At 70.3% G+C, this 20,023-nt stretch carries 10 protein-coding genes; 6 read left to right on the forward strand and 4 right to left on the reverse strand.

Annotated features, from left to right (window positions below; translation table 11 throughout):
• Positions 1–207: 207 nt before the first annotated feature.
• The gene (gene gndA / locus OG885_RS05755) at positions 208–1,650 is read right to left on the reverse strand and encodes an NADP-dependent phosphogluconate dehydrogenase (protein ID WP_405727002.1); all 1,443 of its coding nucleotides are present in this window, start codon (positions 1,648–1,650) and stop codon (positions 208–210) included.
• Positions 1,651–1,894: 244 nt separating this feature from the next.
• On the opposite strand from gndA, the gene OG885_RS05760 reads away from it, so the two are divergent.
• Together OG885_RS05760 and OG885_RS05765 are read left to right on the forward strand one after the other, a co-directional pair.
• Complete coding sequence (locus OG885_RS05760) at positions 1,895–3,349, forward strand: glyceraldehyde-3-phosphate dehydrogenase (RefSeq protein WP_405742593.1); 1,455 nt, start codon at positions 1,895–1,897, stop codon at positions 3,347–3,349.
• 153 nt (positions 3,350–3,502) lie between these two features.
• Positions 3,503–4,873 carry a Tat pathway signal sequence domain protein gene (locus OG885_RS05765; protein WP_405727005.1) on the forward strand — a complete coding sequence of 457 codons (1,371 nt, stop codon included), beginning with the start codon at positions 3,503–3,505 and terminating at the stop codon, positions 4,871–4,873.
• Here the strand turns inward: OG885_RS05765 and OG885_RS05770 are convergent.
• Both OG885_RS05770 and OG885_RS05775 read right to left on the reverse strand, forming a co-directional pair.
• A complete protein-coding gene (locus OG885_RS05770) occupies positions 4,870–5,463 on the reverse strand; it encodes a TetR/AcrR family transcriptional regulator (RefSeq protein WP_405727008.1) in 594 nt (197 codons plus the stop codon). The genes OG885_RS05765 and OG885_RS05770 overlap by 4 nt on opposite strands.
• A gap of 29 nt (positions 5,464–5,492) precedes the next feature.
• Positions 5,493–7,550 carry a discoidin domain-containing protein gene (locus OG885_RS05775; RefSeq protein ID WP_405727011.1) on the reverse strand — a complete coding sequence of 686 codons (2,058 nt, stop codon included), beginning with the start codon at positions 7,548–7,550 and terminating at the stop codon, positions 5,493–5,495.
• A gap of 213 nt (positions 7,551–7,763) precedes the next feature.
• Between OG885_RS05775 and OG885_RS05780 the strand changes: the two genes are divergently transcribed.
• The 4 genes from OG885_RS05780 to OG885_RS05795 all read left to right on the forward strand — a co-directional run bounded on the left by OG885_RS05780 (position 7,764) and on the right by OG885_RS05795 (position 18,139).
• The gene (locus OG885_RS05780; RefSeq protein ID WP_405727014.1) at positions 7,764–9,476 is read left to right on the forward strand and encodes a DUF4062 domain-containing protein; all 1,713 of its coding nucleotides are present in this window, start codon (positions 7,764–7,766) and stop codon (positions 9,474–9,476) included.
• 26 nt (positions 9,477–9,502) lie between these two features.
• Complete coding sequence (locus OG885_RS05785; RefSeq protein WP_405727017.1) at positions 9,503–10,606, forward strand: AAA family ATPase; 1,104 nt, start codon at positions 9,503–9,505, stop codon at positions 10,604–10,606.
• Complete coding sequence (gene fxsT, locus OG885_RS05790; RefSeq protein WP_405727020.1) at positions 10,603–14,811, forward strand: FxSxx-COOH system tetratricopeptide repeat protein; 4,209 nt, start codon at positions 10,603–10,605, stop codon at positions 14,809–14,811. The genes OG885_RS05785 and fxsT overlap by 4 nt, the downstream gene beginning before the upstream one ends.
• Positions 14,812–14,941: 130 nt before the next feature.
• Positions 14,942–18,139 carry a glycoside hydrolase gene (locus OG885_RS05795; RefSeq protein ID WP_405727023.1) on the forward strand — a complete coding sequence of 1,066 codons (3,198 nt, stop codon included), beginning with the start codon at positions 14,942–14,944 and terminating at the stop codon, positions 18,137–18,139.
• Here the strand turns inward: OG885_RS05795 and OG885_RS05800 are convergent.
• Positions 18,136–20,022, reverse strand: coding sequence for a glycoside hydrolase family 127 protein (locus tag OG885_RS05800; protein WP_405727026.1), 1,887 nt, complete (start codon positions 20,020–20,022; stop codon positions 18,136–18,138). The genes OG885_RS05795 and OG885_RS05800 overlap by 4 nt on opposite strands.
• Position 20,023 lies beyond the last annotated feature (1 nt).

The following is a 20,023-nucleotide window of genomic DNA, read 5'->3' on the forward strand; positions in this document are numbered from 1 at the left end:
AACCGACCCAGTGGCGGCGCGAGCGGCGCAGCACCGGGCCGGCGGCGTGGTCAGCGCGGGCTCAGCCGGCGCTGACGAGGTGAGCGGTGCTCGGCGCTGCGCCGGTGGGCGGAGCGTGGCCCCGCAGCGGCCCGCGGTGAAGCGCACGCGGCCGGCACAGGCCCAGCCGCACACCGCCCCCGCCCGGCCTCAACAGGAAGCCATATCTCACGGCGTCGGCGTCTCCGGGCGGCCCGGGGTGGACCAGTGGGTGTGGAAGGTGCCGGGGCGGTCCACGCGGGCGTAGGTGTGGGCGCCGAAGTAGTCGCGCTGGCCCTGGAGGAGCGCGGCGGGGAGCCGCTCGGCGCGCAGGGTGTCGTAGTGGGCGAGGGCGGCGGAGATGGCCGGGACCGGGATGCCCCGGCGGGCGGCGGAGGCGACCGTCTCGCGCCAGGGGACCTGCGCGTCGGTGATCTCCATGGCGAACTCCATCTCGCCGAGCAGGCTGACCAGGTCCCGGTCGGCGGCGTACGCGGCGCGGATGCGGTCGAGGAAGGCGGCCCGGATGATGCAGCCGCCGCGCCAGATGCGGGCGACGGTGCCGAGGTCGATCTTCCAGCCGTACTCGGCGGCCGCGTCCTGGATCATCGTCCAGCCCTGGTCGTAGGCGATGACCTTGGAGGCGTACAGCGCGTGTTCCACCTGGGAGGTGAAGCGCTCGGCCTCGGTGCGGCTGAGGGGCGGGGTGGTGCCGCCGGGGAGGCCGCGGTACGCGGCGCGCAGGTCGCTCTGTCCGGAGGCGGCGCGGGCGAAGGTGGCCTGGGCCACCGCGGTGACCGGGGAGGCGAGGTCGAGGGCGGTCTGTACCGTCCAACGGCCCGTGCCCTTCTGGCCCGCGGCGTCCGCCACGACGTCGATGAAGGGCGCGCCGGTCACCTGGTCGGTGTGGGCGAGGACGTCAGCGGTGATCTCGATCAGGTAGGAGCCGAGCCGCCCCTCGTTCCAGCGGCGGAAGATCTCCGCGATCTCGGCCGGGGTGTACCCGGCGACCTGGCGCAGCAGGTCGTAGGCCTCGGCGATGAGCTGCATGTCGGCGTACTCGATGCCGTTGTGGACCATCTTCACGAAGTGCCCGGCGCCGTCGGTCCCGATATGGGCGGCGCAGGGCTCGCCGTCGACGTGTGCGCTGATGTTCTCGAAGAGGGGGCCGAGTACGGCGTACGACTCCGTGGACCCGCCGATCATCACGGACGGGCCGTTCAGCGCGCCCTCCTCGCCGCCGGAGATGCCGGTGCCGACGAAGTGCAGGCCACGCTCGCGCAGCGCGGCCTCGCGGCGGCGGGTGTCGGCGAAGTGGGCGTTGCCGCCGTCGACGACGATGTCGCCGGGTTCGAGGAGCGGCACGAACTCCTCGATGACCGCGTCGGTGGCCGGTCCCGCCTGCACCATGATGATCAGCTTCCGGGGTCGTTCGAGGGCGGCGACGAACTCCTCGGCCGACCCGGCCGCCACGAACGTGCCCTCGTGCCCGAACTCCTCGACCAGCGCGCGCGTCCGCCCGGCCGAACGGTTGTGGACGGCGACCGTGGCCCCGTGGCGGGCGAAGTTCCGCGCCAGGTTGCGGCCCATCACGCCCAGTCCGGTGACGCCGATGGATGCGCTTGCGTTCATGAGGTCCGTCCCTTGGATCGGTGGCGTTCTCTGGCGGGGCGCGCGGCCCTGTGACGGCAGGTACGGGCGGAAGGCCGGTTCTTCTCGATGCCGTCCCAGGAAACCGCCGGCCGCTCGCGGCCCCCTCGATCTGCGGAGGTGGGCCCCGGCGGCCGGGGCGCGGGCTTCGACCCCACCCCGTTCGAAGGGTCAAACGTGGATGTGGTTAACATATGAGCGCTGCCTAGCTCGAAAGATGGATCTTGTGACTGTCAACGAGGACTCGTTCACCAACTGGAAGACCCGTGAGGAGATCGCGGAGTCGATGATCCCGATCATCGGGAAGCTGCACCGCGAGCGGGACGTCACCGTCCTGCTGCACAGCCGCTCCCTGGTGAACAAGTCGGTGGTCAGCATCCTCAAGACCCACCGTTTCGCCCGGCAGATCGCCGGCGAGGAGCTGTCGGTCACCGAGACGCTGCCGTTCCTCCAGGCGCTCACCACCCTGGACCTCGGCCCGTCCCAGATCGACATCGGCATGCTCGCTGCGACCCACCGCGCCGACGACCGCGGTCTGACGGTCGAGGCCTTCACCGCCGAGGCCGTCGCCGGTGCCACCGGCGCCAACAAGATCGAGCGCGGCGAGGGCCGCGACGTCGTCCTGTACGGCTTCGGCCGCATCGGCCGCCTCGTCGCCCGCCTGCTGATCGAGAAGTCGGGCTCGGGCAACGGTCTGCGGCTGCGCGCCATCGTGGTGCGCGGGGGCGGCGGCCGGGCCTCCGAGGATCTCGTGAAGCGCGCCTCGCTGCTGCGCCGCGACTCGATCCACGGCCAGTTCCAGGGCACGATCACCGTCGACGAGGCGACCGACACGATCACCGCCAACGGCAACGCGATCAAGGTGATCTACGCGAACGACCCCTCCGAGGTCGACTACACGGCGTACGGCATCAAGAACGCGATCCTCATCGACAACACGGGCAAGTGGCGCGACCGCGAGGGCCTCTCGCAGCACCTGCGCCCCGGCATCGACAAGGTCGTCCTCACGGCGCCCGGCAAGGGTGACGTCCCGAACATCGTGCACGGCGTCAACCACGACACCGTCAAGCCGGACGAGCAGATCCTGTCCTGCGCGTCCTGCACCACCAACGCGATCGTGCCGCCGCTGAAGGCGATGGACGACGAGTACGGCGTGCTGCGCGGCCACGTCGAGACGGTGCACTCGTTCACCAACGACCAGAACCTGCTGGACAACTACCACAAGGCCGACCGCCGTGGCCGCTCCGCGCCGCTCAACATGGTGATCACGGAGACGGGCGCCGCCTCGGCCGTCGCCAAGGCGCTGCCCGACCTCAAGGCCCCGATCACCGGCAGCTCGATCCGGGTCCCGGTGCCGGACGTCTCGATCGCCATCCTCAGCCTGCGGCTGGGCCGTGAGACCACCCGCGAGGAGGTCCTCGGCTACCTGCGCGACGTCTCGCTGAACTCGCCGCTGAAGCGCCAGATCGACTTCACCACCGCCCCCGACGCCGTCTCCATGGACTTCGTCGGCTCGCGCCACGCCTCGATCGTCGACGCCGGCGCGACGAAGGTCGACGGCGACAACGCGATCCTCTACCTCTGGTACGACAACGAGTTCGGCTACTCCTGCCAGGTGATCCGGGTCGTCCAGCACGTCTCCGGGGTGGAGTACCCGACGTTCCCGTCGACGGCGGTCTGATCCACGTTCCTCGTGAAGCGGCCTCAGGTTTTCCTGGGGCCGCTTTCGTGTGCTTCAACTCGCTGTCCGCGCACATCCGTTGACCGAGGGGAGAGGTGACAGCAGAATGAGCGCGCATCATCTGAGAGCGCTCTCAAAAACGCGAGGAGACCCATGACCGGCACGCTCAGCCGTCGCGCACTCATCGGGACCGGACTCGGTGTGGGTGCCGCTGCCCTCACCGTGGGCGGGGGTGGCACGGCGGGAGCGGCGCCACGGAGCCCCGGCGCCGCCCGGCACCAGGCGCAGGCCTTTCTCGCCGCCGCCATGGACGCCTATCCGGAGCAGGGCACGATCCGGCTGGCGCAGAGCTACACCGATCAAGCCGGCCTGTTCAGCACGGCGTTCACCTATGACAACGCACTGACGATCCTGGCACTCCTCGCGGGCCGGACGGGCGAGGGCACGTCGCGGGCCACGGTGCTCGGCGACGCGCTCCTGTACGCGCAGGCCAACGACCCCGACCACGACGACGGCCGGCTGCGGCAGGCGTACAACGTGGGGCCGTACACCTTCTACGACGGCACCCGGCAGCCGGACGGGTTCGTCCGGGCGGACGGCAAGGCCAACATGGGGTGGCAGTTCGGCTTCACCGGCACGGCCGTGGGCGACATGGCCTGGGCCGGGATCGCGCTGGCCGCGCTCGCCCGCCGCACGGGTCAGCGCCGGTTCCTGGCGGGCGCGGTCAGGATCGGCGAGTGGATCGACCGGGCCGGCCGGACCGACGAACCGCTCGGCGGCTTCAAGTTCGGGGTCGACGGGGCGAACGCGAAGCTGCCGTTCACCTCGACCGAGCACAACACCGATCTGGTCGGCCTCTTCGGGCAGTTGGCGCGGCTCACCGGGGACCGGGTGTGGTGGGAACGGCGAGCGGTGGCCCGGGAGTTCGTGGCCCGGATGTGGGAGCCGGACGGCGGCTTCTTCTACACCGGCACCAACGACGGTGTGACGGTCAACAGGTCTCCGGTCCCCGAGGACACCCAGACCTGGACGCACCTGGCCCTCAACACACCGCGGTATTCGAGGTCGTTGGACTGGGCCGCGCGTGAACTCGCCGTCCTGGACTCGGCCGACCGCCCCAACAGCACGGTGCCCGCGGACCAGTCGTACGCGGGGGTGACCTTCAGCTCCGCCAGTCTGCTGGCGAACGAGGACGCCCCGATCGCCTCCGGCCAGCCCAAGCCGGACCGCGAGGGCGTGTGGTTCGAGGGCACGGCCCATCTGGCCCTCGCCCTGCGCGACCGCGGTGCGGCCGGCGACGAGAAGCGCGCCCGGAGCCTGCTCGCCTCCATCGAGCGGGCCCAGCAACTGCTGGGAGGCGGCCAGACGTTGGGGGGCGTCCCGGTCGCTGCGGGCTCGGGCGTCGTCTCGGCGAGCAGTCCGCTCGACACCGGTTTCGGGTTCGGCTACTACCCGTACCGGCACACGGGCGCGACCGCCTGGTACCTGCTGGCGGCGACCGGGACGAACCCGCTGCGTGCCTAGGCGGAGACCAGCCCGGCGATATGGGCGGTGACGGTGTCGAGGATGTCGGTCCAGGCGTCCTCGTCACCGAGGACCAGGTAGTTGAGGGTCAGTCCGTCGGTCATGGCAGCGAGATAGCGGGCCAAGGCTGGTACCGGGACCCGGAGTTGAAAGCCCATGGTGGTGGACAGCTGCTCGATGATGTCGGTGTAGAGCTCGCCGTAGAGCGCGTACTGGCGTCGCGCCAGATGCTCGAACCCCGGCTGCCGCAGGGCGTACTGGGTGAGTTCGTAGGTGAGCATGTGCTCGTCGGGGTGGGCGCGCACATGGTCCCAGTACGCCTGGAAGCCGGCCCGGACCGTCTCCTCCAGGGAGGCCCTGGGTTTCAGGGCCTCCTGCACTATGCCGACGTAGTGGTCCGTGATGGTCGTGATGACCGACTCGACCAGCTCCTGCTTGGAGTCGAAGCAGTAGTGGAAGACGCTCAGGGAGACGCCCGCCTCGGCGGCGATGGACCGGGTCGTGGTCCGGGCCACGCCGTCCCGGGCCATCGCCCGGATCGCCGCCTCGGTGAGCTGCCGACGCCGTTGTGCCGACGGCATGCGTGCCATGTGCGCGTCCCCTGTCCCCCGTGGTCGTGTCAGGCGCTGTGGACACCGACTTCGTACAGCGAGTATCCCCAGTCGGTGCCGCGGTCGAGTCCGTGGACGCGGACGTAACGGGCGGGCGTCCCGGTGAACTTCGCCGTGTCCAGGCCGCCGTCGCCGGAGGTGGTGGACCAGGCGGTCGTCCAGTTCGTGCCGTCGGTGGACAGTTCGATGCGGTACGACTTGCCGTACGCCCGCTCCCAGTCGAGCGTGACGCGGGAGACCAGGTGGGTGGCGCCCAGGTCCACCTGCCACGACTGGTCGTCGCTCCAGTCGCTGGCCCAGCGGGTGCCGTCGTCCCCGTCGACGCCACGGCCCGGCTGGTAGCTGGTGAACGGGTTGGACTCCGAGGAACTGGCCGTGGCGGTCCGCCCCTTGGCGAGGTTCACGCCGGCCTGGTGCTGCTCGGTGGCACCCCAGGTGTCGAGGTAGGACTCGGCGCCGCGGAAGAGGTCGTTGACAACGTCCTGTCCGCCGACCTGCCGGATGTCCTCGATCCAGTCGGGGATCATGCCGACATGGGCGCCGCCGTCGGTGTTGTAGTCGAAGGTGCGTTGGCCGGTCGTCTGCCTGTCGATGACGGAGCCGCCGTCGACGCTCTTGAACGGGTACTTCACCGGGTTGGAGGTGTTCGCGCCGCGCGGCCCGGGGTGGTCGCCGACGCCGTTGAAGTCGGTGCCGAAGCCGTAGCCGACGCCGTACTTCTCGCGCAGCGCGTCGGTGCGCGCGGCCTCGGCGACGAAGCCCTCGGAGCCGTGCATGTACTGGGCGACGAACCCGCCGAGGGAGTAGACGCGTTCGGTCCAGTTGAGGTCCATCCAGCTGTGCGAGGAGAGCACGCCGGGGTAGTCGGCGGCCTCGAACAGGTCGAGGGCCTGGCCGGTGGCCTTGACGCTCATGTGGTCGATCTCGAGCATCATCTTGCGCTGCATCATGCCCTTCACGGCGTACTCACCGAGGTCGGTGAGGCCGCGCACGTTGCACTGCGCGTCGTCGTCGTACGTCGGCACCTCGGTGCCCGCGGGCAGATCGGCCTCCGCGGCGGAGGCGGCGGTGCCGATGGGGTTGTCGTGCTGGGGGCCGGTGCACTTCTCGGTCTTCCAGAAGGTGCCGGTGGACAGGAACTGCCCGACGTTGATGGCGGTTCCGAGCCCGCCCTCGTCGAAGCGGACGCCGCACAGCGCGTTGTCGAACTTGTGGCACAGGAACATGCTGCGCACACCGAGGTCATGGAGCTCGTCGAGGCCCTTGTCGATGTCCGCCTTGCTGCACTGCGGGATGTCGAGGATCTGCTTGCAGCCGAAGGGCTCGGAGGTCTCGACGCCGAGGATGACGGCGAGCTTGCCCTCCTTGATCACCTGCCGGGCCTGGGCGGTGTCGGTGACGATACGGAACCAGCCCTTTCCGGTGCCGCCGTACATCGCGTCGATGTAGTCCTGGAGCTGGTACGTCAGCTTCGCCTGCAGCCGGATCGAGGTCATCTCGTCACAACTGCGGTCCTTGAAGGGGTAGACCGAGCAGATCACACCATTGGTGACGAGGTCGTTGACGAGCACCCGCTGTCCGCCGCGCCAGGCGCGCTCGATCCAGGCGTAGTAGTTGGCCTGGTGCGTCATCGAGTCGTACGCCGGCCAGTCCTTGAACGTCGGCCAGCCGACCGGGTCGTGCTTGCCGTCCCCGCCGTGGGTGATGTAGTCGAAGATCGCGAGGGTGCCGTCGGGGTAGTGCTCGGGACAGTCCTTGAGCGCGTCGGCGACGCCCTGCGTGGAGAACACCTTGCCGCAGATGAGACGGCCGCCGAAGGCCTCGTTGGAGAAGAGGTGGTTGTGGGCGTCGACGAACCCGCGTACCTCACCGGCGGAGTTGGTCCCGGTGAAGGGCTCGCCGGTGACGTTGATCTGCGAGTCGGGGGCGGGCCGTGCGGTGGGGTTCCACCAGTCGCTCGCCGCCGAGCTCGGGGTGGGGCCGAGGATGACGGCGAGTGCGAGGAGGAGGAGCGACACGACGGTGACGTGTTTGCGTCTGCCGTACGGGCGTCGAGGCTTGGTCATGACCCACGTCCCTCGGTCGGCGGCGGCCACGCGTCTTTGTCATGACCGGCGCAATCTGTGGGACGAGGATCGCTACTGGCGAGTTATGAGTCAAGGGTCCGGGACAGTTGACCTGATGCGTGGGCGTCCACATCTCGTGCACATGGGGGTCGGTCAGTGACTAACCTGGTGAACGGGGCTGTTCAGGCGGGGCGTTGACTACGGGGTGGGTGCGTGACCAAGCGGCTGGTGTTTCTCAGTCATACCTCGGAGTTGCGGCGTCATCCGGCCGAACTGTCGTATGTCGAGGCGGCGGAGAAGGCCGTCATCCGGGCGAGGGACGCACTGATCGACATGGCGTACTTCACCGCCGTGGAGGAGACTCCCGCCGAGCTCTGCCGCGGCAAGGTCCGCGAGTCCGAGGTCTACGTCGGCATCATCGGGTTCCGTTACGGCTCGCCTGTTCGTGACGAGCAAGAACTGTCCTACACCCAGCTGGAGTTCAGGGAGGCGACCAGGCTCGGGCTGCCGCGCCATGTGTTCTTCCTGGCGAAGGATCAGGACGTGGGGCTGCCGCCCGCCGCGGTGATCTGCGAACACGGCAGCCGTCAGGCGGAGTTCCGACAGGAGATCCTCGACAACGACCTCACAGTCCAGGAAGTCCGCAGCCCTCAGGAACTCGAAAAGCTGCTGCTCCACGCCTTGCTGATATCCGACGACCCTGCCCCGTCGGCAACCGCCTCGCGGCGCACACCGACGTCGCTGGACGCGCCGGCCTGGCAGGGGCTCGCCGACCTGCTCCAGGGTGCGGCGCCGGCGGCGTGGGTCGAGAAGGCTTACCAGTGGTCCTTCTCCGCGCAGGGCGGCGCGGGACAGGCGGCCGCGCCGTTCCAGATGCCCGCCGGGGACCTCTACGACTGGGCGCTGGACCTGGACGCGCGCGAACAGGTCGGTGCCGGACTGCCGAAGGTCGTGGCGTTCGCGCACGCCCTCGCGGCCGGATTCCGGACCGGTGAGGGCTTTGAGGGAACACGGCGTGCGGGCGCGCTGCGCACATGGGTGCGTGAGGTCCGGCAGCGGTTCGGTCTCCCCGAACTGCCGCGGGTTCCCGACCTGACCTCCTTCGAGGTCGCGCTGTTCGTGCGGCTCGATCAGGACCTCCAGGACCCGGCCCAGGTGTTCGTCGACATCTCGCTGTACTCGCCGTCCGACCCCTCGCACTGGAAACGGGTGCAGCCCCGGGAGGACGCCGGCGACCGTCTCAGAGTCCCGCTGGACGGGGTGCGCGAACTCATGCAGCAGTGCCTGCGCGACTTTCAGACACACGCCCGGACGCTGCGCGGCGAGGGAGCCGGTCGGCGACGGCCGCCAAAGCTCATGGGCATCGAATTCGCGGTCAGCGAGTCGTTGTTGGAGATCGACTTCGACCAGTGGCTGTGCAAGCTCGGCGTGGACGAGCCATGGAAGCTCGGGGCGCGGTACGAAGTCGTGGTCAGCTGCCCGAACGCCCGGAACATCGCCGACTTCGACCATCTGTGGTGGGCCCGTTGGGACTGGCTCCACGACCCTGACGCGCAGGACGACAAGCCGGCCGCCTTCTGGCTCGGCGCCGAGGAGCTCGGCCGGCTGAGCACGCATCGCGACAACTGGGAGCAGTGGGAGCACCATCCCGCCTGCGTCGCCATCGCGGCGGACGAGGCCGAACCGGCCTGGCGGGCGGCGCTCCACCTGGGCATGCCCGTCCTCGTGTGGCGGCGGGCGGCCCGCGCCTCGGGGCCAGGGCTGTCGCAGCTGTTGACCCTCGAGAGCGCCGAGGATGTCAGACAACTGCCCCAGTCCGTACGGACCTTGCGCCGAGGCGACGACGATCCCGGGCTCGTCCTCCTCTGGGACGATCCGAACCACCCCCTGAAGAACCTGCCCTACTCCGACGCGAGCTTCGTCTGATGGCCCGCCCCGCACGTGAAACACCCATGACCGGAGGTGCCGTGAACGACTGGTGGATCTACAAGGGCGAGGGCCCGGCCGCGGAGCGGCTGGACCGGCTCGCCGCACACCGGCCGGACTGGCGCGTGTTCGACGGCGAGATCGACGAGGACTACGCGGTTCCCGCCCTGAGCGGGGCCGACGAGGAGCGGGGCGCCGGTTACATCGCCGACGCCCCGGAGATCGACCTCGTCAACACCGCGCTCCTGCTGCGCCGCCCGCTGCTGGTCACCGGGGTGCCCGGGGTCGGCAAGTCGACGCTCGCGCACAGCATCGCCGAGAACCTGGGGCTCGGCCCGGTGCTGCGCTGGACCGTCACCAGCCGGACGACGCTGCGGGACGGGCTGTACCGGTACGACGCGCTGCGGCGCCTGGAGGACGCGAACCTTCGGCGGTTGGAGGGCCCTGGACGTCGGCGGCTGGACGGCTCACGGCTACGGCGGCTGGAGGGCGCGCGCCTGCGCAGAATCGAGCGGGAGCCGGGTGAGGAGGGCGCCTCGGGTATCGGCCGGTATCTCCAACTCGGGCCGCTGGGAACCGCGTTCGTGCCCACCGCGCGCCCGCGTGTCCTGCTCATCGACGAGATCGACAAGGGCGACATCGATCTGCCGGGCGACCTGCTGACCGTGCTGGACGAGGGAAGCTTCGACATCCCGGAGCTCGTGCGCATGTCGGATGCCTCGCCGCAGGTGTCCGTCGGCACCGACGACCAGTCGGGCCTGGCCCGCGTCACGAACGGCAGGGTGCGCTGCCACGCGTTCCCGATCGTGGTCCTCACCAGCAACGGCGAGCGTGAGTTCCCGCCCGCCTTCCTGCGCCGCTGCATCCGGCTCAACCTGCCATTGCCCAACGAGGACAAGCTCCACCGCATCCTCGTACGTCGTATCGGTCGCGACGCCGCCGACGCGGCGCGGGCCGAGGGCGGTGTCATCGACACCTTCCTCAAGCGACGCAGCACCGGTGAACTGGCCACCGATCAGCTCCTCAACGCCGTCCAGCTCCGCCTCGCAGGGGCCTGGACCGCGCCCGAGGACCTCGACCGGCTGGCCGAGGCGACCATGCACCGGCTGAGCGGACCCGACGCCCAGTGATCTCCGACCTGTTGTCGCTGCTGGCGCAGGGCGGGGTGGAGGACCCGACGCCCGAGGAGCTGGCGGACATCCTGTGGCTTGCCCAGCGGGTGCTGCCACAGGGCCGGACGCCCGGGGACGCGGGCGACGGGACGGACGGGGGGACCGCGGCCGGCTCCGCGCCCGACGGAGCCGCCGAGCACACGCCGACGGATGCGGAGTCCGGGCCGGACTATGAAGTGGTGCCCGCGGACGAGGACTTCGTGGACATCCACGTCCCGGGCGGCGACCACGACGAGGACTCCGCCGTGCCCGGTGGCACACCGGTGCAGGTCCCGGCCGCGGGCTCACTCCCCCACACCTTGGCGCTGACCCGGGCGTTGAAGCCGCTCGCCCGCAAGGTCCCGTCCCGGACGGCCTTCGAGCTCGACGAAGAGGCCACCGTGGCGCGGCTGGTGGACGAGGACATCCTGCTGCCGGTGCTGCGCCCCGAACCGGCGCGGTGGCTGAGCCTGGCCCTGGTGGTCGACTCCGGTCCCTCCATGAGCCTGTGGCAGGACGAGATCCACGAGCTCCAGCACGAGGTGGCGCGTCTGGGCGCCTTCCGTAACCTGCGGCGCTGGAACCTGCTGCCCTCCGCCGACGGCGCCACGGTCGAACTGCGCCCGCATCCCGCCGCCAGCCGTCCAGCCCGGCATCCGAGGGAGGTCGTCGACCCGGCGGGCGCCCAGTTGATCGTCGTACTCAGCGACACGGCCGGAGCGATGTGGCGCACCGGCGCGGCGCACCGGTTGCTGGCCGACTGGGCCCGGCACTCCCAGGTGGCCCTCGCTCATCTACTCCCGGCGGAGTTGTGGAGCCGCGTCGGGTTGGCACCCACGCCCGCCCGCCTCCACATTCCGCAGCCGGGGCTGCCCAACAGCCGCTGGCGGACAGAATTTCTGGTGCCGAACAACCCCGGCTCGACCGGCATCCCCGTGCCGGTGGTCGATCTCGAACCCCGGTCCCTGCGTGCCTGGGCGGAGATGACTTCCGGCAGTGGCCGATGGACGAAGTCGGCCACGCTGTTCGTGCCGGGGGCGGTCCGGGGTGCGCCTCGGCGTTCCGCGGTACCGGCGGGGGCGGCGGAGACGATCCGGCGGTTCCGCGTCACCGCGTCTCCGCGAGCCTGGAAGCTCGCGGGACTGCTGTCCGCGCACTCGCCGGTGACCGTTCCGTTGGCCCGGCTGGTGCAGCGGGCGATGCTGGGGGACGCGTCGCGTGGGGATCTGGCCGAGGTGTTCCTCGGGGGTCTGCTGCGCCGTACGGCGGAGCCTTCCGTGCTCGGGGAGCTGCGGTTCGAGTTCCAGGCGGGCGTTCGGGAGGCGCTGCTCGGCGCGCAGTACCGGGATGAGGTCGAGGCGGTTCGGGAGCTGGTGCGGGCCCAGGTCACCGCCTATCTGCGGCCTCGGTTCGGGAGCCCGCGCAGTGTGCGGGGTGCGGTGGCCGGTCCGGCGGGGCCGGGCCTGGCGGTGGTGGCGGAGGGGGAGGCGTATGCCAGGGCCTCTCGGGGGGACCTTGCGCGGATGGGCACGACGGTCGCGGCTGCTCCGGAAACGGAGGAAGAGCCGGTCGCCGAGACTGACACCCGGGAGCTCGTCTACATCAGCTACGCCGGGCCCGACCGTCCCTGGGCGGAGTGGGTGGGGTGGCAACTGGAAGCGGCGGGGTTCGCGGTCGAACTCGACGTCTGGAACTGGCGGGTCGGGGACGACTTCCTGCGCCGGATGCAGGACGGGCTCGAGCGTGCGAGCAAGGTCGTGGCGCTGTTCTCAAGGGCCTACTTCCAACCGGGGCGCTGGACGCAGAAAGAGATGGCGCTCGCCGGGCACGACCGCCTCGTTCCGCTGGCGATCGAACCGCTGCTGGCCGACGACATCCCGACATCGCTGGCCACCCGCCTGCGCCGAGAACTCCATGGTCTGGAGGAGTCGGAGGCCCGCGAAGTCCTGTTGGAGGCCATCACAGGCCCGCCGCGGCCGACGGACCCGCCTCGGTTCCCCGGCGCACCGGGGCTAGGTCGCCCGACGGCCCCCAGGCTCCCGAGCGACACAGAGGCGCCCCAGGTCTGGAACGTGCGACAACGCAATCCCGAGTTCGTCGGCCGCGACGACGTACTCAGGCATGTACGTGAGGCTCTGCTGGCCGACCACCGGGCCGCGATTCAGGTTCTGCACGGCTTGGGCGGGGTGGGCAAGACCCAGATCGCCGTGGAGTACGCCCATCGTTTCGCCGGCCAGTACGACATCGTCTGGTGGATCGACGCCGAGCAGGCCGATCGACTGCCCGCGGGATACGCGGAGTTGGCCGAGCGCCTGGGCATCACCCGTCCGTACGCGGGGACCGAGGCGAACGCCAGACGCGCATTGGATCACCTGCGCACGCACGACCGGTGGCTCATCGTGCTGGACAACGCCGACGACCCCTCGGCCTTGCCGACCTGGCTGCCCGAAGGGCCCGGCCACGTCCTCATCACGTCCCGCAGCTCCTCCTGGCGTCGTTTTGCTCGCGGCGTCGCTCTGGACACCTTCTCCCGCGCCGACTCGTTGCGCTATCTGAAGAGTCAGTTGCCCGGTGTCAGCAGCGCGGAGGCGAACGCCCTGGCCGAGGAACTCGGTGACCTGCCGCTGGCCCTCACCCAGGCCGTGGGGGTGGTGGCCGCCGGCATGACCGTCGACACCTACCGTGCCCGCCTCCTGCACAACTCGGCGGAACTACTGGGGCTCGGTGAGACTCACGGCTATCCGGCATCCCTCGCGGCTTCGGTGAACATCGCCATCGAACGTCTCGCCCTCGACCACCCCGACTCCGTCCAACTCCTCAACCTCGGTGCCTTCTTCGGTCCCGATCCGATTCCGCTGGCCTGGTTGGAATCCACGCGCGGGCGGTTCCACGCCGATGCCGACGACGTCACCTGGCCGAGCAACGCCCTGATGCCTCTCGTGCGCTACGGTCTGGCCCGCGCCGACCAGGAAAGCTTCCAGATCCACCGTCTTACGCAGGCTGTCCTGCGGGACGGTATGGAATCCGCACAGGCGGCCGCACTGCACCGCGACGTCACGTTCGTCCTGGAGTCAGCCAGGCCCGGGGACCCCGACCTCCCCGAGTTCTGGCCGCGCTGGGGAGAGCTGACCCCGCACCTCTTCGGACGGCCGCGTCCCGACGAATCCGACCAGTTCCGCCTCCTCCCCACGCTGCTCGACTCGGTCCGCTATCTGATGCGCAACGGCCAGCTCCAAGAGGCCGGCCGTGTGACCTGGGAGTTCCACAGGCTGTGGGACAACCGCTTGGGGGCGGACCACCCCGACACCTGGGCATGGGAGGCGGCCCGTGCCCAGGCCGAGGCGGCCATGGGCGAGTACACCAACGCGCGACGGCTGGTCCAGGACCTCCTCGAACGCCGGCGCCACGTCCTCGGCGATGACCATCCCGACACCCTCGCCAGCATGAACAGCCTGGCAGAAGTCCGCGTTTACCTCGGTGAGTACGAGGAGGCGCGCCGCCTGTACGAGGACGTTCTCCAGCGAAGCAGGCGGGTTCTCGGCGAGGATGCCCCCGTAACCCTCACGACCTTGAACAGTCTGGCCATCACCCTCGTCGCTCTCAACGAGCCCGAGGACGCACGCCGACTCCTCGAAGACGTCCTCGCCCGGCAGCGCCGTGTCCTGGGCGAAAACCACCCCGACACCCTCAGCACGGCACACAACCTGGCCGTCGCCTTCAGCGCGTTACGAGAACCCCATCAGGCCCGTCTGCTGGCCCAGGACGTACTGGAGCGTCGTCGTCGCCTCCTGGGCGACGACCACCCCAGCACCCTCGCCGGGGCCACCGCTCTCGCCATTGCGGTGAGCGAACTGGGCGAACAGGCAGAGGCACGCGGGCTGGCCGAGGACTGCCTGCACAGACTCCGCCGAGTACTGGGCGAGGACCACCCGGAGACGCTCGAAGCTACACGCGTCCTGGCAGTCATCCTGAACCGCCTCGGCGGCCGTCTTCACGAAGCCGCCGCACTCCAGGAAGAGGCCCTCCAGCGCAGCCACCGCACACTCGGCGCCGACCACCCGATCACGGCAAGCATCCTCCAAGACCTTGCCGCCACGTACCAGGCGATGGGCAGACACGTCGAAGCCCAGCGGCTCCTCGCCCCCGGGAGCAAACCCAACTCCTCCCGCAGACGCCGCCGTTGATCCAAGACCGGCCGCTGTCTTGACGTGTTCACTTCCGTCGCGAAGCATGCTTGGAGACTGATCGCTTCTGGTCGATTCTGTGTCTCCCCGTGCCCGATGTCCCGTGCCCCGTGCCCCGGAAGGGAGTTCCATGCCCCCTCGTCGACGCCGCACCGTCCGAGCGCTGGCCCCCGCAATCCCTCTCGCACTCGCCACAGCCCTCCTCACCACCCCCACCCCCGCCTCAGCCGAGGCCGAGACCCAGTCCCTCCCCTCGGTGACCGTCCACATCGACCCCTCCTACCAACAACAGCCCTTCGAAGGCTGGGGCACCAGCCTCGTCTGGTTCGCCAACGCCACCGGCGGTTACCCGGAGCCCATCCGAAGACAGCTCGTCGACATGCTGTTCGGCGAGGACGGGCTGAACCTCAACATCGCGCGCTACAACATCGGCGGCGGCAACGCCCCCGACGTCCGCAAGGACTACATGAAGACCGGCGCCACGATGGAAGGCTTCTGGAAGGCGCCCGAGGGCACCACGCAGAAGGACATGGACTGGTGGAACCCGGATGATCCCGAGCAGTGGGACTGGGACGCCGACGCCAACCAGCGCTGGTGGGTCGACCAGATCAAGGACAAGGTCACCACATGGGAGGCCTTCAGCAACTCCCCGCCCTGGTTCCAGACGGTGAGCGGATACGTCTCCGGTGGGTTCAACGCCGGCACCGACCAGATCCGCACCGACACCCTCGACGACTTCGCCACCTACCTTGTCCGCGTCGCCGATCACATCGAGCGGGAACACGGCATCACGTTCGACACCATCGACCCGCTCAACGAACCCAACACCTCCTACTGGGGCACCCAGTTGGGCGCCGACGGTCAGCCCATCGGCGGCCGACAGGAAGGCGCCCACGCCGGGCCCGCCCTCCAGCAGAAGGTCGTCCTCGCCCTCGACAAGGCTCTCGAAGGGGCAGACACCGACGCCCGCGTGTCGGCCATGGACGAGACCAACCCCGGCATCTTCACCACCAACTGGAACGCGTACACCGCCGACGCCCGCGCCGCCGTCGATCAGCTCAACGTCCACACCTATGGGACCGGTCAGCGCACCAGTGCCCGTGACATCGCCAAGGGATCGGGCAAACCGCTCTGGATGAGCGAGGTCGAGGGCACCTGGGGCACCGGCACCGACTTCACCAGCATGGAACCCGGGCTCGGCATCGCCACCCGCATGGTGGACGACATGCGTGAACTGGAGCCCTCCGCCTGGGTGTTCTGGCAGCCGATCGAGGACGCGATCCCGCAGGCCGCCGCCGGGAAGAACTGGGGCAGCATCCACGTCCCGTTCAACTGCACCGCCGACGACACCCTGGAGACCTGCCCGATCCAGGCCAACTCCAAGTTCCACACCATCCGCAACTTCACCCGCTACATCCGGCCCGGCGACCACTTCGTCAAGGTCGACGACCCCTCCAGCGTCGCCGCCGTCGGCAAGTCCGGACGGTCCGCCACCGTCGTGCACATCAACAGCGGTACGACCGCCCGTACCGTGACCCTCGATCTGTCCCGCTTCGGCAAGGTCAGGCCGGGAGCCACCGTCACGCCCGTCGTCACCAGCACCGACGGCGCCCTCGTCCAAGGCGACCCCGTCCGCGTCACCGGCCGCTCCGCCACCCTCACCGTCCCCGCCAAGTCCGTCACCTCCTTCCTGGTCGACGGCGTCAGCGGTGTCGCCGAGGACGCCGCGCTCGTCCAGCCCGACCACGTCTACCGGCTCCAGGGCACCCAGAGCGGCAAGTCGCTCAGCCGGTCGGACGACGGGAGCAGCGTCGTACTCCGTACTACCGATGCGGGCAGCGACCAACAGCTCTGGCGGGCCGCGAAGCTGACGCCCGGCGCCGGCAACCGCACCCGCTACGCCCTCACCAGCGCGACCACCGGCAGGCAACTCGCCGTGCGGGACAACCAGGCCGTTCTCGAAGAGCCCTCCGAGGACGACAGCGACACCGCCGCGCAATGGATCATGTCCACCACCGGCGACGGTACTTGGACCTTCGTCAGCGCCGCCACCGGCCGACTCCTCGACGTCACCGGGCAGTCGACGGCCGACGGTGCCAAGGTCGCGACGTACACACCCACTTCGGCGGCGAACCAGCGGTGGTCCGTCAGCGACGAGACCGTGCTGCGCACCGAGAAGGCGAAGGTGTTCACCGTGCCCGGCCTGGCGCCGGCCCTGCCGGAGACGGTGACACCCGTGTATCGGGACGGCAGTCGGGGATCGCTCCCGGTGCTGTGGGACATGCCCTCCGAGCGGGCCTGGCGCGCGCCGGGCACCGTGCGGGTCACCGGCACCGCCACCGATCCGCTCGGGCGGCAGATCCCGGCCAAGGCGGTCGTCACCGTCGACACCATCGTCTCCACCCTTCCCGGCCGGGCGAAGACCTACGTCGCCGGCAGCCCGTCGCTGCCGGACACCGTCGTCGGCGTCGGCGCCCACGGCGGCCGGACCGACCTCCCGGTCTCCTGGGAGGTGGCACCCGAGGGGGCGTACGACTCCACCGGCGTCGTCACCCTGCACGGCACCGCGCGGATCGTCGGCGGCGGCAGCGCCGAGGCGACCGTCCGCGTCCAGGTGACCGAGCCCGTGGCCACCGACATTGCGGCGGACGACGGGGTCACCGTCTCGGCCACGTACACCGAGAGCGGGTACTCCGCCGAGCGCCTTCGCGACGGCGACACGACCGACAAGGCCTGGTCCAACTGGAGGTCGGGCACCAAGAACCCGTCCGACACGATCACCTTCGCCCTGCCGGCCCCACGCGACCTCGACCGGGTCGTGGCCCACTTCTACAAGGACGGTGGCAACCTCTCCTTCCCTGCGAGCCTCAAGGCTCAGGTCCGCAGCGCGGTCGACGGCACCTGGAGCGACGCGAGCGACGAGATCCCCGTGGGGAGCGAGGGCACTCCGGTGGTCGAGGTGCCGCTCCGGACCGACGGGCCGGCTTCCGGCGTGCGGCTGGTGATGACCGCTCGCTCCGGCGGCTACATCACCATGAGCGAGGTCGAGGTGTACGCCGAGACCCCGGGCGTCTCCTCGGACGCCGCCGCCTCCTCGATCGAGGTCGGCGGGGTGCCGGTCGCCTCCTTCGATCCCGGCACGACCGGCTACCGGGTGGTGACGGACGATCCCGCGCGGGCCACGGTGACCGTGACGGCACGCGATCCGTACGCGCACGTCACGGTCGAGCGGAGTCGCGAGAACCGCCGGTACCTCGCCCTGGCCACCGTGACCAGTGAGGACGGGTCGCGTACGACGACGTACCGGATCGAGCTCGTCCGGCGTTAGTCGCGCGTCGGCAGCCACACCCGCATGGTGGACGGGCCTCGGTTCGCCCAGGAGTGGTACGGGACCAGCACGATGCGGGTGGGGTCGCCGACCGGCCGGGTGCTGCCTTGCGGGCGGTACGGCCAGGGTGTGTCGGGGGGTGTGGTCAGCTCGCCCCCTACCGTCACGGACCCGTCCTCGCCTTCCTCCGGGGCGGCGGACGGGTCCACCCGTATCGCGTCGACCTCATGGTCGCCGGGCAGATCGACGGACTCGGCGCAGTACACCAGCGGTCCGCGCTGGACGGCGGCCGTGCCGCGGATCGCGTCGACGCGTGGGTCGGGCGCCAACCAGTGGGCCCGGACCGGGAGTTCGAGGAGGATCTCATCGCCGGGGCGGAAGGCACGGGTGATCTCCGCCGTGCCCGGCCCTACGGTTCTGCGGGTGGCGTCCGGGGCGGTCAGCCAGGTCTGCGTGCCCTCCGCCCACGCGGGGACGCGCAGGGTCAGGGTCCATGGGTGGGCCGGGGTGCGGTCGATCCGGATCGTCACCCGGCCGTCGTACGGGTAGTCGGTGCCGATCCGCAGCGCGATGCCGCCCGTGGTGATCTCCGCGTCGGCGTACTGGTGCAGTTGGATGCCCGAGTCGTCCGTCGTCGCCAGGTACGCGGGCAGCACCGCCAGGGTCCGGGCCACGTTGGTCGGGCAGCAGGACACCGCGAACCAGGGGGCGCGCAGGCTCGATTCGGCGCGCGGGCTGTCCGCGTCCGGTGCGGGGACGGTGCCGCGGCGGCGTCGGTGGAGGGTGTTGGCGTAGAAGAAGGACCGGCCGTCCTCGGCCGGGGAGGCGGCGATGACGTTGAACAGGGTGCGTTCGGCGAGGTCGGCGAAGCGGGGCTCGCCGGTGGCGAGGAGCAGGCGCCAGCTGAGCATCACGGAGGCCACACCGGCGCAGGTCTCCGAGTAGGCGCGGTCGGGTGGCAGGACGAAGTCGTCGCCGAAGGACTCGTCCCGGTGGTGCGAGCCCATGCCGCCGGTGAGGTAGGTGCGGCGGGCGACGGTGGTCTCCCATTGGCGTACGACCGCCGCGAGAAGCTCCTCGTCGCCGGTCTCCACGGCCACGTCCACGGCTCCGGAGGCGAGGTAGAGGGCGCGTACGGCATGGCCGCGCAGGACCGTGGCGTCCCGTACGGGGATGTCGTCCTGGTAGTAGGCGCGGCCGAACTCGCTGTCGGCCAGGGCGCCTTGGCCGCGGCGGGCGATGAACAGGGCTGCCTGGTCGAGGTAGCGCTGCTCCCCCGTGAGGCGGGCGAGTTCGACCAGGGCCGTCTCGATCACCGGGTGGCCGCAGACGCTCTCGATGCCGCCCTCGCCGAACATCGCGCAGACGTGGTCGGCGGCCCGGCGGGCGGTCTTCGCGAGTTCGGCCTCGCCGCGGGCCCGTGCCTGGGCCACGCCCGCCTGGATCAAATGGCCGTAGCAGTACAGCTCGTGACCCCATTCGAGGTCGCTGTAGCGGGGCTGCTGGCCGGGGCGACCGAAAGCGGTGTTGAGGTAGCCGTCGGGTTCCTGGGCCGCGGCGATCGCGTCCTCCAGGGCCGGGTCGGCGGGGTGTGCCCGTTCCCAGGCGATGGCTTCGAGGAGCTTGTAGACGTCGGAGTCGGCGAACTCCCGTCCCCGGCGGTCACGTTGGATGCGGCCCTCGACGGCGGCCTTGAAGTTGCCTGTCCAGCCGACGCGTTCCTCCCAGTCACGGCAGTGGTCGAGGGTGGCGGTGGCGTTCACGTGTCGGCGCCGGGCCCAGAAGCCGCCGGTGATCCTGACCTCGTCGAGGCCGAGGGGCCGCAGCCGTCCCCGGGTCGGTGCCACCGGCAGTACCGATGACCCCGTGGTGTTCTCCTTCACC

The organism is Streptomyces sp. NBC_00028, from assembly GCF_045041065.1.
GTDB lineage: Bacteria > Actinomycetota > Actinomycetes > Streptomycetales > Streptomycetaceae > Streptomyces.